This is a genomic window from Bacteroides sp. HMSC067B03, from assembly GCF_001811315.1.
GTDB classification, from domain to species: domain Bacteria; phylum Bacteroidota; class Bacteroidia; order Bacteroidales; family Bacteroidaceae; genus Bacteroides; species Bacteroides faecis.
Window position 1 is genome coordinate 106,106 of sequence record NZ_KV804369.1, and the last position, 13,101, is coordinate 119,206.

The 13,101-nt window shown below is 43.3% G+C and carries 9 protein-coding genes; 5 read left to right on the forward strand and 4 right to left on the reverse strand.

The features are described 5' to 3' along the window. Positions 1-304 precede the first annotated feature (304 nt). Positions 305-1,471 carry an N-acetylglucosamine-6-phosphate deacetylase gene (nagA, locus tag HMPREF2794_RS15495; RefSeq protein WP_010538223.1) on the forward strand — a complete coding sequence of 389 codons (1,167 nt, stop codon included), beginning with the start codon at positions 305-307 and terminating at the stop codon, positions 1,469-1,471. Positions 1,472-1,490: 19 nt separating this feature from the next. Further along, on the forward strand, positions 1,491-2,663 hold the full coding sequence (nagA, locus tag HMPREF2794_RS15500; RefSeq protein WP_022300961.1) for an N-acetylglucosamine-6-phosphate deacetylase: 1,173 nt from the start codon (positions 1,491-1,493) through the stop codon (positions 2,661-2,663). A 214-nt stretch (positions 2,664-2,877) separates the two neighbouring features. Here the strand turns inward: nagA (HMPREF2794_RS15500) and HMPREF2794_RS15505 are convergent, their stop codons facing one another. Further along, on the reverse strand, positions 2,878-3,237 hold the full coding sequence (locus HMPREF2794_RS15505) for a thioredoxin family protein (protein ID WP_070751837.1): 360 nt from the start codon (positions 3,235-3,237) through the stop codon (positions 2,878-2,880). Between the two features lie 231 nt (positions 3,238-3,468). Between HMPREF2794_RS15505 and HMPREF2794_RS15510 the strand changes: the two genes are divergently transcribed. The 3 genes from HMPREF2794_RS15510 to HMPREF2794_RS15520 are packed head-to-tail and all read left to right on the forward strand — an operon-like array spanning position 3,469 to position 9,006. Further along, positions 3,469-4,731 (forward strand): TolC family protein, encoded by a 1,263-nt coding sequence (locus HMPREF2794_RS15510; protein WP_070751838.1) that lies wholly within the window; start codon positions 3,469-3,471, stop codon positions 4,729-4,731. Between the two features lie 40 nt (positions 4,732-4,771). Next, positions 4,772-5,866 (forward strand): efflux RND transporter periplasmic adaptor subunit, encoded by a 1,095-nt coding sequence (locus HMPREF2794_RS15515; protein WP_010538219.1) that lies wholly within the window; start codon positions 4,772-4,774, stop codon positions 5,864-5,866. A 14-nt stretch (positions 5,867-5,880) separates the two neighbouring features. After that, positions 5,881-9,006: an efflux RND transporter permease subunit gene (locus tag HMPREF2794_RS15520; RefSeq protein WP_070751839.1), complete on the forward strand. Its 3,126-nt coding sequence runs from the start codon at positions 5,881-5,883 to the stop codon at positions 9,004-9,006. A 98-nt stretch (positions 9,007-9,104) separates the two neighbouring features. Here HMPREF2794_RS15520 and HMPREF2794_RS15525 read toward each other — a convergent pair whose 3' ends face one another. The 3 genes from HMPREF2794_RS15525 to HMPREF2794_RS15535 all read right to left on the reverse strand — a co-directional run bounded on the left by HMPREF2794_RS15525 (position 9,105) and on the right by HMPREF2794_RS15535 (position 13,096). Beyond that, a complete protein-coding gene (locus tag HMPREF2794_RS15525) occupies positions 9,105-10,436 on the reverse strand; it encodes a sensor histidine kinase (protein ID WP_022300965.1) in 1,332 nt (443 codons plus the stop codon). A gap of 26 nt (positions 10,437-10,462) precedes the next feature. Then, positions 10,463-11,137 carry a response regulator transcription factor gene (locus HMPREF2794_RS15530; RefSeq protein ID WP_070751840.1) on the reverse strand — a complete coding sequence of 225 codons (675 nt, stop codon included), beginning with the start codon at positions 11,135-11,137 and terminating at the stop codon, positions 10,463-10,465. 294 nt (positions 11,138-11,431) lie between these two features. Next, entirely contained in the window at positions 11,432-13,096 is a 1,665-nt protein-coding gene (locus HMPREF2794_RS15535; RefSeq protein WP_010538215.1) for a long-chain fatty acid--CoA ligase, read from the reverse strand. Positions 13,097-13,101: the final 5 nt, after the last annotated feature.

Below are 13,101 nucleotides of genomic sequence, written 5' to 3' on the forward strand. Positions count from 1 at the left end.
TAGGGTCGCGAGTTCGAGTCTCGTTTTCCGCTCAAGATAAAGAGGTTGTCGGTCGATAAGACTGGCAACCTTTTTTTTGTTTCTGCACTTTCTTTCTGATCCCTGTTCTTGAGGAAATTCCAGGGATAAACTCCCGTTGTTGTCCGACAGGTATCTTTTGAATTTTATTGGAAGTTTACCGGACTATTTTATCAATAGTTTGGATAGAAAAGCGTAATTTTGCAATCACAAAAGTCGACGTACTTCCCCCAAAAAGAGTGTCATCGACTCACACAGACCTATAATTAATTTAAGAACTTGTGATATGTTAACACAAATCATTAATGCACGCATCCTGACCCCTCAAGGTTGGTTAAAGGATGGGTCGGTACTTATTCGTGATAATAAAATTCTGGAAGTGACCAACTGCGATCTGGCAGTTATCGGAGCAAAACTGATTGATGCCAAGGGCATGTATATCGTTCCGGGAGGAGTGGAAATTCATGTTCATGGAGGTGGTGGAAGGGACTTTATGGAAGGGACCGAAGAGGCTTTCCGGACAGCAATTAAAGCTCACATGCAACACGGAACTACCAGTATTTTTCCAACTCTCTCTTCTTCTACTATTCCTATGATCCGCGCAGCTGCAGAGACTACCGGGAAAATGATGGCAGAACCGGACAGTCCCGTACTCGGACTACATCTGGAAGGGCATTACTTCAATATGGAAATGGCCGGCGGACAGATTCCGGAGAATATCAAAGATCCCGATCCGGAAGAATATATCCCTTTACTGGAAGAAACTCATTGTATCAGGCGTTGGGATGCGGCACCGGAACTTCCGGGTGCCATGCAGTTCGGAAAGTATATCACTGCAAAAGGTGTATTGGCATCTGTGGGACATACGCAGGCTGAGTTTGAAGATATCCAGACTGCGTATGAGGCAGGATATACGCATGCTACCCATTTCTACAATGCGATGCCGGGCTTTCACAAACGGAAGGAATATAAGTATGAAGGTACAGTAGAAAGTATTTATTTGATTGATGATATGACAGTGGAAGTCGTAGCTGATGGCATTCATGTGCCTCCTACCATTCTTCGTCTGGTCTATAAGATAAAAGGAGTAGAGCGTACGTGTCTGATTACTGATGCGCTGGCTTGTGCGGCAAGTGACAGTCAGACGGCTTTTGATCCGCGTGTAATTATCGAAGACGGTGTGTGTAAACTGGCCGACCGTTCTGCCTTGGCAGGAAGTGTAGCGACAATGGACCGTCTGATTCGTACGATGGTACAGAAAGCTGAGATTCCTCTGGCGGATGCTGTGAGGATGGCTTCAGAAACTCCGGCTCGTATCATGGGGGTACTCGACCGCAAAGGTACGCTGGAGCGTGGCAAAGACGCAGATATTATTGCCCTGGACAGAGATCTGAATGTAAGGGCAGTCTGGGCGATGGGACAATTGGTAGAAGGTACAAACAAGCTGTTTTAACGACTAAAAAAAGAAAACGATGTTAACTCAAATAATCAACGGAAGAATACTTACTCCGCAAGGCTGGCTGAAAGACGGCTCTGTTTTGATTTGTGATGGAAAAATATTGGAAGTAACCAATAGTGATCTGGCAGTTATCGGTGCAACGGTGATTGATGCCAGAGGTATGACGATTGTACCGGGATTTGTCAGTATGCATGCGCACGGTGGCGGTGGTCATGATTTTACCGAAGCGACGGAAGAAGCTTTTCGTATTGCAGCAACTGCTCATTTAAAACATGGGGCTACCGGTATATTTCCTACTTTGTCATCTACCTCGTTTGAGAAGATATATCAGGCGGTCGACGTTTGCGAAAAACTGATGAAGGAACCGGAGTCACCGATTCTCGGCCTGCATATCGAAGGCCCTTATCTGAATCCGAAGATGGCAGGAAGCCAGTATGACGGCTTTCTGAAAACTCCTGATGAGAATGAATATATTCCGTTGTTGGAGCATACTTCTTGTATCAAGCGTTGGGATATCAGTCCCGAACTGCATGGTGCGCATGATTTTGCGAAATATACTCGTTCAAAAGGGATTATGACAGCTGTTACTCATACGGAAGCTGAATATGATGAGATTAAGGCGGCGTATGCGGTAGGATTCTCGCATGCTGCTCATTTCTATAATGCGATGCCCGGTTTTCACAAGCGTCGTGAATACAAATATGAAGGTACGGTAGAGAGTGTATATCTGACAGATGGAATGACGGTAGAAGTTATTGCAGACGGTATTCATCTGCCTGCTACTATTCTGAAACTGGTTTATAAACTGAAAGGAGTAGAGAATACCTGTCTGGTGACTGATGCGTTGGCCTATGCTGCTGATGAAGGGAATGAGCCGATTGATCCGCGTTATATCATTGAGGACGGAGTATGCAAGATGGCGGATCATTCTGCATTAGCTGGTAGTTTGGCGACTATGGATGTGCTGGTTCGCACCATGGTGAAGAAGGCGAGTATTCCTTTGGAAGATGCCGTGCGTATGGCTTCCGAAACTCCTGCCCGTCTGATTGGGGTAAATGATCGGAAAGGGGCATTGTCCAAAGGTAAGGATGCTGATATTGTGATACTTGATAAGGAATTGAATGTGCGGTGTGTCTGGTCGATGGGAAAAGTTGTTCCGGGGACTGATAAGCTGCTGCATAAATGACAAGTGTTATCTGTGTGATATTCTGATTATAGGACATCGCATGGAATTGAAATATCATACCCTCTAGCTGTTCCATGGCTTGATTTTGTATTAATTGTACCTGATGTCCTATTTAAAAAAAGAAAGTCCGAATCTTTGAATTGCAAAAAGCAATTGGGATTCGGACTTTTTCAGTAAGAAAAGTAGTTATGTGAGTACTCTATATTCTATTTTATCATGAAAATAGAGTTGCTTCTATCAGTTCTTTCAATTGAACCTTATTCATTGTGCCGAGTTTCATTATCGGTTTGCCATTCACCGGACAAAGTAAAAGGTTGGGAATTGTTCGAATCTTGAATGCGCTTTCCAGTTCTTCTTCCTGATCTACGTCTACCTTATAAATATCCAGTTTGTCTTTATATTCTTCTGCTAATTGGTCTAATATGGGCGATAATGACTTGCAATAACCACACCACGGAGCATGAAAATCGACTAAACAAGGTTTATCCCCTTTGAATTCCCAATTATCCGGATAAGATTGATAATCAGCAACTTTTTCAACAAAATTTTCTTTGGTTAAATTTATAATTTTCATATTTTCTGTTTTTAATGATTCATTGATCCTTTCTACTTTGCAAAGATAGGGGGATTGTAGAGAAAGGGGGATAGCTATTCTTCCTGTTGTGTTTACAATTTTTCCTTTCCTGATATTTTCTAATCAATTTCTAATCTGAAATGAGAGCCTTATAATCGCTTTTATCCGGCTCTCCCGTTGCAGAATTGTACTTTTGTCGCGAAACAAAATTAAGGTAACAAAGAGATTGTGATGAACAGAGCATTTTTTATTTTACTCTTTCTTCTCTTGTCAGGGAGGATGTGTGCGCAACAAGTGGCAGGCACATTGACACTGAAAGAAGCAGAGCGACGTTTTTTAGAACGCAATTTATCGCTGATAGCCGAGCGGTATAATATCGACATGGCACAGGCGCAGGTATTACAAGCCAAATTGTTTGATAATCCGGTCATTTCGTTGGAACAGAATGTCTATAACCGATTGAACGGAAAGTATTTTGACTTTGGAAAAGAAGGGGAAGCTGTTGTCGAAATAGAACAAGTGATTCATCTTGCCGGACAACGGAACAAGCAGGTCAGGCTGGAAAAAATCAATAAAGAAATAGCCGAATACCAGTTTGAGGAAGTAATGCGTACGCTCCGTCAGGAACTCAATGAAAAGTTTGTAGAAGTCTATTTTCTCTCCAAATCCATTGGCATTTATGAAAGGGAAGTAAACTCCCTGCAAACCCTTCTGGCCGGAATGAAAATTCAGCAGGAAAAGGGTAACATCTCCTTGATGGAGATTTCCCGTTTGGAATCCATGCTCTTCTCCTTAAAGAAAGAGAAGAATGAGCAGGAGAATGATTTACTGACTACCAGGGGCGAACTGAATTTGCTGCTGAACCTTCCGGGGGATACACAGGTTCAACTCTCGTTGGATGAAGAAGTACTGCAACAGCTGGATCTGTCTCAATTGTCATTTGCAGACCTGAAAGCCATCATCAATGAACGCCCTGACCAGAAGATAGCCCGCAGCACCGTAAATGCCTCCCGGGCAAATCTGAAACTGCAAAAGTCAATGGCTTTTCCGGAGTTCTCGGTGAAGGGAAATTATGATCGTGCCGGAAACTTTATCAATGACTATTTCGCAATAGGGGTCAGTCTGTCCGTACCTATCTTCAACCGTAATCAGGGAAATATCAAAGCTGCACGTTTCAGTATCCAACAGGCGGGAGTAGAGCAGGAACACGCTGCCAATCGTGCCGATATGGAACTTTTTACTGCTTATACCTCACTGGAAAAAGCCATTCAGCTCTATCAGTCTACTAATATGGACTTGGAACGTAACTTCGAGAAGCTGATAACAGGAGTCAATGAGAATTTTACTAAAAAGAATATCAGCCTGCTTGAATTTATAGACTATTATGACAGCTATAAAGAAACTTGTATCCAACTGTATGAGATAAGGAAAAACGTATTTCTTGCTATGGAAAACCTGAATACAGTTGTCGGACAAAATATATTAAACTACTAATAGACGATTAAAGATTATAATCCATAAATTATCAAAGACTATGAACTGGAATAAATTCCTTCCTTGCATATTGCTTAGCAGTCTCCTGGGAGCATGCTCCGGAAAAGGAGAACAACCGAATGTAGAACCGATCACACTCTGCCTGACGGATAGTTTACTGAGAATTGTATCCGTCGACACCGTACATGTGCGGGATGTGATTGATGAACTGACATTGAATGGACGGGTTACTTTTAATCAGGATCAGGTGGCAAATGTGTATCCGATGTTCGGAGGAACCGTGACAGAGCTGCATGCTGAAATAGGAGACTTTGTGCACAAAGGAGAAGTATTAGCGGTCATCCGTAGCGGGGAAGTGGCAGATTATGAGAAACAGTTGAAAGAAGCGGAACAGCAGCTTTTGCTGGCCCGCAGAAATATGAATGCTACACAAGATATGTACACGTCCGGCATGGCATCAGATAAAGATGTGCTTCAGGCAAAACAGGAACTGACGAGTGCCGAAGCGGAAGAGAGGCGAATCAAGGAAATATTCTCCATTTATCACTTCTCCGGAGATGCTTTTTATCAGCTTAAGTCTCCCGTGTCGGGCTTTATTGTTGAGAAGCAGATCAGCAGGGATATGCAGTTGCGCCCCGATCAAGGCGACGCGTTGTTTACGATTTCCGGTCTGTCGGATGTATGGGTTATGGCGGATGTGTATGAGAGTGATATCAGTAAAGTGTCCGAAGGAGCTTCAGTGCGTATCTCTACACTGGCTTATCCTGAAAAGACCTTTACGGGTAGCATTGATAAAGTTTATCACCTGCTGGACAGTGAAAGCAAAACGATGGGAGTACGTATCAAACTAAAAAATGAAGGTTATTTGCTGAAGCCGGGTATGTTTACAAATGTAACAGTAAAATGTAAAGCGGAAGATACTTCCATGCCGCGCATTGACTCTCATGCACTGGTGTTTGAGGGAGGAAAGAACTATGTAGTGGTGGTAGAACCGGACCAGCATCTGCAAATAAAAGAAGTAGATGTCTATAAGCAACTCAGTAAGGAATGTTATATCCGCTCCGGTCTTTCCGAAGGCGACAAGGTGTTGAATAAGAATGTATTGTTGGTATATAATGCCTTGAATGTAGATTAAAACAAGAGAAAAGTATGCATAAATTCATCGATAATATAGTAGCTTTCTCGCTGAAGAATAAGTTTTTTATTTTCTTCTGTACAGTAATAGCCGTGATAGCCGGAGCTGTCTCTTTCAAACATACTCCGATAGACGCTTTTCCGGACGTGACAAATACGAAAGTCACAATTATTACTCAATGGGCGGGACGCAGCGCGGAAGAAGTGGAGAAGTTTATCACAATTCCCATTGAGATCGCCATGAATCCCGTACAGAAGAAAACGGATATTCGTTCGACCACCCTTTTCGGGCTTTCTGTAATCAATGTGATGTTCGAAGACCGTGTGGACGACTTTACTGCCCGTCAGCAAGTCTATAACTTACTGAACGATGCTGATCTGCCCGAAGGAGTAACTCCGGAAGTGCAACCTTTGTACGGGCCTACGGGAGAAATTTACCGTTATACATTGCGCAGCGATAAACGCAGTGTCCGTGAATTAAAAACGATTCAGGACTGGGTGATTGAAAGGAATCTCCGTTCGGTATCGGGTGTTGCCGATATTGTGAGCTTCGGTGGCGAGGTGAAGACCTTTGAGGTAAGTGTAAATCCTCACCAGTTGATTAATTATGGAATTACTTCCCTTGAACTGTATGATGCGATAGCCAAAAGTAATATTAATGTTGGCGGAGATGTGATCACGAAAAGCTCGCAAGCCTATGTGGTTCGTGGCATCGGTCTGATTAATGACTTGGATGAGCTGAGAAATATCGTGGTTAAGAATATCAATGGAACTCCGATTCTGGTAAAGAACCTGGCGGAAGTTCATGAATCCTGCCTGCCCCGTCTCGGACAAGTGGGGCGAATGGATGAGAATGATGTTGTTCAAGGCATTGTGGTGATGAGAAAGGGAGAGAATCCGGGAGAAGTGATTGCGAATCTGAAAGATAAGATAGCTGATTTGAATCAGAACGTACTGCCGAAAGATGTACAGATCGTACCGTTTTACGATCGTGAGGACTTGGTAAACCTGGCTGTGAAAACAGTAACACATAACTTGATTGAAGGTATATTACTGGTTACGTTTATTGTTTTAATTTTCATGGCAGATTGGCGGACGACCGTGATTGTTGCGGTGATTATCCCATTATCCCTGTTATTCGCGTTTATCTGCTTGCGTGTAATGGGAATGTCCGCCAATCTGCTTTCTATGGGTGCCATTGACTTTGGTATAATCATTGACGGGGCAGTAGTGATGGTAGAAGGGGTATTTGTCGCCTTGGACAAGAAAGCCCGACAAGTAGGAATGCCGGCTTTTAACGTAATGTCCAAAATGGGATTGATCCGGCATACCGCCAAAGATAAGGCGAAAGCGGTGTTCTTCTCCAAACTGATTATTATTACCGCCTTGATTCCTATTTTCTCTTTTCAGAAAGTAGAAGGAAAAATGTTTTCACCTTTGGCATATACGTTGGGTTTTGCTTTGCTGGGAGCGCTTATTTTCACGTTGACATTGGTACCGGTCATGTCCTCCATGTTGCTGAAGAAGAATGTACGGGAAAAAAACAATCGTTTTGTCCATTTTATCAATACCGGGTGTACAGCCCTTTTCGACACTTTTTATGCCCATCGGAAACTAACAGTCGGGCTGGCAACTGTCATAGCAGGGGTAGGTCTGTGGCTTTTTTCCTTTCTTGGAACGGAGTTCCTGCCGCAGTTGAACGAAGGTTCTATTTATATCCGTGCCACTCTTCCGCAGAGCATATCACTGGATGAATCTGTCACTCTTGCAAATAAGATGAGACATAAATTACTGACTTTTCCCGAAGTCAGACAAGTATTGTCGCAAACCGGACGCCCGAATGATGGTACGGATGCAACCGGATTCTATAATATAGAATTCCACGTCGATATTTATCCCGAAAAAGACTGGGAGAGCAAACTCACCAAGTTGGAACTGATTGATAAAATGCAGGATGACTTATCCATTTATCCGGGAATTGACTTTAACTTCTCACAGCCGATTACAGATAATGTGGAAGAAGCGGCCTCCGGTGTGAAAGGTTCTATTGCGGTGAAAGTGTTTGGTAAAGATCTTTACGAATCGGAGAAGTTCGCTGTTCAGATTGATAAGATTCTGGCTACGGTTCAAGGAATAGAAGATCTCGGAGTGATCCGGAATATCGGTCAGCCGGAACTTCGTATTGAGTTGAATGAACGACAGTTGGCACGTTATGGAGTTGCTAAGGAAGATGTTCAGTCCATCATTGAAATGGCTATTGGCGGAAAGTCAGCTTCGCTGTTGTATGAGGATGAACGGAAATTTAATATCATGGTAAGATATAGCGAAGAGTTTCGTCAGAATGAAGAGGAAATCGGTAAAATACTGGTTCCTGCGATGGACGGAACGATGGTGCCTATCAAAGAGCTGGCAGATATCACGACGATTACAGGACCGTTGTTGATTTTCCGTGATAATCATGCCCGTTTCTGTGCCGTCAAGTTCTCGGTGAGAGGACGTGACATGGGTACGGCGGTTGCCGAAGCGCAGAAAAAAGTAAATGCTTCCGTACATTTGCCGGCAGGATATTCGTTGAAATGGACGGGTGACTTTGAGAATCAGCAGCGTGCAACGAAACGTTTGGCACAAGTAGTCCCTATCAGTATCGCCATTATTTTTATTATCCTGTTTATTTTCTTCTCTAATGCGAGGGATGCGGGACTGGTATTGCTCAATGTGCCGTTTGCTGCTGTGGGAGGTATCGTAGCCCTTCTGATAACAGGGTTCAATTTTTCTATATCGGCAGGTATCGGTTTTATTGCCCTGTTCGGTATCTGTATACAGAATGGAGTTATCATGATTTCCGATATCAAGGCAAATCTGAAATTAGGTTCCCCCTTGCCCGATGCTACCAAAGAAGGAGTCCGTTCACGCATCCGTCCCGTGATTATGACGGCGGCTATGGCAGCTATCGGCCTGATGCCGGCGGCTATGAGCCATGGCATCGGTTCGGAATCACAGCGTCCGCTGGCGATTGTCATTATCGGAGGATTGATAGGAGCGACCTTCTTCGCCTTGTTTATCTTTCCGCTGATTGTGGAAGTGGTATACGAACGAATGCTGTATGATAAGAATGGAAAATTATTGCAAAGACGTATCTAATTCATTTTCTATTCTTTCTATGAGAAAAACGGTCATAAATTAAATTTTAATTTTGTTTTCAGTAGGTAGAAGTGAGGAAGGGACAAAAGTAGGTTGAATCAGAAGATCACCCGTACTTTTGTTCCTTTTTCTATTTCCGAAGATATTTCCAGCCTGGCATTGTAAGCTGATATTATTTTCTGAGTCAGACTAAGGCCGATGCCCTGACCTGCGTAGTCATGGGTATTGCTGCCCCGATAGAAAGACTGGAATATATGTTCTATTTCTTCCGGGGGAATGCCGATACCCTGATCTTTTACTTCAAGAACGAGGTGCCGGTCTTCCTGTCGGAGAGTGATGTCTACTTCTTTTTCAGAATATTTGCAGGCGTTATCAATGATATTTTTCAAAGCTATCTTTAGCAGATAGGGATTTGCTTTTACAGTGGCAGCTTTATTCATTTCTCCGTCATGGAGCCGGATTCTTTCGTTAGTTCCTGTCAGGCCTTTCAACATATCCGGCAGAGACAGTTCTTCTATATTGCTTTTTAGAAGTTCCTCGTCCTGACGTGAAAGGAAAAGAAGATGGCGGATCAAGTTGGAGAGCCGCTTGCTTTCTGACGAAATTCGTTGCAGAGCTTCCATATATTCTCCGGTACTTCTTTCTTTCAGCAGGCTGATTTCGCATTCTCCCTGTATGGCGGTTATCGGATTGTTCAGTTCATGGGAGGCATGGCTGACAAAGGACTTCTCGGCTTTGAAAGCGCTATCCAGACGGTCGAGCATGCTATTCAGGGTTTTTATCATGTCTTCCAGTTCATCGTTATTACCGGTTGTTCTTAACCGGCGGTTCAGGCTGTTAGCCCGTATCCTCTTCAATTCTTTCAGTATATGCTGCAAGGGAACAAGGATACGACCGGAATAGATTTTTCCGACTAGATAAATCAAGATGGAACTGAATAAGACCAGAAAGATGGAAAGGAGCAGCAAGTGTTCTTTAATTTCCGCTCCGTATACATTTCGAGACATAACGAGAACGATGAAATTTCCCTCATTATCGGGATAATAAAGGGCAGCTCCCAACTGATCTTTGTATTTAAAAGAAAAAGGTATGCTGTCTTCACCGGCTATGAGGAGTGCCTGCTGATGTTGAGTAAGATATTTATTCAGCGTGTCCCGCACTTCGGAGAGGCTGTCCATGTTTAAAAGAATCTCATGGGCTTCGGGCAGGAGTTCGTCATATTTGCGTTGGATAATCTGATAGCTCTGTTCGTCTACTTCATCTTTTTCCCAATGCTTTTGTGCAGTCAGATATGCTTTCTCGCGGAGATAGGAGGCGTAGAGCTTATTGATAAACTGCGTACTGAAAAGATAGAATACGGCAATAATGATGATAGTCGTCAGTACACTGAGCAACGTATAGAAGAGAGCTATTTTAGAACCTATTTTCATGTCCGGATTGATAGAGTGGATAATGTTCAGGCGTTCATGATATATCCTAATCCTACTACTGTATGAATCAGCTTTTTATCGAAGTCGCGATCTATCTTCACCCGTAGATAATTGACGTATACGTCTACAATGTTGGTATTCGTATCAAAGTTCTTGTCCCATACGTCTTTGAGCAGTGTAATGCGTGATAGTGCTACTCCCTGATGCGTCATGAAATATTCGAGCAGGCGGTATTCTTTTACGGTGAGATCGATATCCACGTCTCCTCTTTTTGCTCGCCTAATGTTACAGTCCAATACCAGATTGTCACAAGTCAGCTGATTGGCTGCCGTCTCTTTATTTCGTCGCAACAAAGCCTTGATACGTGCCTCCAGTTCTTGAAAGCTGAAAGGCTTGACGAGATAATCATCTGCTCCTGCATCCAGTCCCTTTACAATATCTTCCGTCGTTCCCAAAGCTGTCAGCATAATGACCGGTGTCTGATAACCGAACCTCTGGCGGTAAAGATGGCAAAGTTCGAGTCCGTTTATTTTCGGCATGATAATATCCAGAATAATGAGATCGAAAGGTTCTTCCTGAAGGACTTTCCACCCCGTATTTCCATTGTGACAGACAGTTACCGAATGTCCGAATTCTTTTAGTCCCCGTTCGATAAAGGAGGCGATATTGACTTCATCTTCTGCTAATAGTATCTTTGCCATAAATCTACATTGTTTAGATGCAAAGATACTTTTTCTTTGCATCTGAAGAAAGAAAAATGGCATACATTTAAGTGTTTCTTCTTTCTGAACTGTATTATCTATACCGATGGCGAAAAGGCTGTTTCGTTTATACCGCTTTAGAGAAAACGAGGTGAAGATTGTTGAAGGATAGCAGGTTGAAAATAAAGTTGGTTAGGTTAGAAAGAGAAAACGGTGGACAGAGCTTTGGGCCTGTTCACCGTTTTTGATTCTTGTTGTATGTTCAAATGCAATTTGTCTTGTTCAAAGGAGATGTTATCCTTTCGCTTCCTGATACATAAAGCGTTTGATTGATTTCTTCGCAGTCTTTTCAAATTCTTCGAAGTGGATTTTTACTTTGCTTATCTGAGAGTAATTGGGCAGCTGCTGATTCAGTTCAATACGGTTGGCTTCCATTACTTTTACGATATCAGTCTGTTGCAGGCCATGAGCAAAAGCGTCGTCAAAGTCCGGATAAATCAGCGCTACCAGTTTATCATGCTGTAAAACGATCAGTGACTCCGCTACATAAGGCATATTGTTCAGTTTACTTTCTATCTCTTCCGGATAAATGTTCTGTCCACTGGAAGTCAGGAGCAGATTTTTGCTGCGGCCCCGGACAGTCACATAGCCTTCGTCGTCGATTGTTCCTAAATCGCCTGTGTGAAGCCATCCGTTTGCATCGATAATCTGTGATGTAGCTTCCGGGTTTTTATAATATCCCAGCATCATATTCGTTCCTCTGCATACGATTTCTCCGGCGTGTGTTTTAGGGTCCGGTGAGTCGATGCGGACTTCCATCCGGGTAGTCGCTTTTCCACAGGAAGCCAGTTTCAGTGTCTCCCAGCGGCTGGAACAAATAATCGGACCACATTCAGTCATACCATAAGCGATGGTGTAGGGGAAACCTATCTTTTTGAGGAAGGCTTCTACCTCGGCATTAAAAGGAGCACCGCCAATGATGATTTCATCGAAGTTCCCACCGAAAATTTCCATAGCAGCCTGTCGGGCCAATGATTTGATTTTATCGTTTACAATGGGTACTTTGAGCAATAGTTTTCCGATTTTGCTGTCTACCTTCGGAAGAATATCCTTTTTGATAATCTTTTCTACAATCAGGGGTACACAAGAGATTACTCTGGGTCTTATTTCCGAAAAAGATTGCGCAATGATCTTCGGAGACGGCATGCGCGTCAGGAAATAGATGTGTGCACCGGCAGAGAAACCATATAAAAAGTCGTATACCATGCCGAAAACATGCCCCATCGGAAGCATGGAGACGATGTGATCTCCCGGTTTCACAGGGAGCATTTCGAAACAGTATGCTACGTTCGACCAGATGCTGCGATAGGGGAGCATGACGCCTTTAGAATATCCGGTAGTGCCGGAAGTATAATTGATGATAGCCAGTTCCTCCGGACGGTCTTTCCGATAACAGATATGTTCGGGACGGAAATTCTTTGGATAACGCTGGCCGTAAATAGCGTTTCGGTGTTCGAAGGCATAAGTCAGCTTTTCGTTGCGTGATACCAATGCGGAGAAATCGGTGAGGGAAGCGATCCCTTCCAGCAACGGCATTGCATCTTCATTCAGATTTTCCCATGCCTGGTCGCCGACAAAGAGTAGCTTAGCCTCGGAGTGGTTGACGATATTATGAATATTATCCGCTTTGAACTCATGTAGAATAGGAACAATGACGGCTCCATACGTAATGGTAGCTAAGAAGGTAACCGCCCAATGGGCACTGTTTCGTCCACAGACAGCTATTTTATCACCCGGCTGAATACCGGCACTTTCCAGAACAATGTGAAACTTGGCTATCTTACGCGCTACATCCTTATATTGAAGCGTGATTCCTTTGTAGTCTGTCAATGCATCTTTATCCCAGTTTTTGATGATGCTTTGTTCAATATAATCAATGAACTGATGTTCTTGTTCCATTCGAA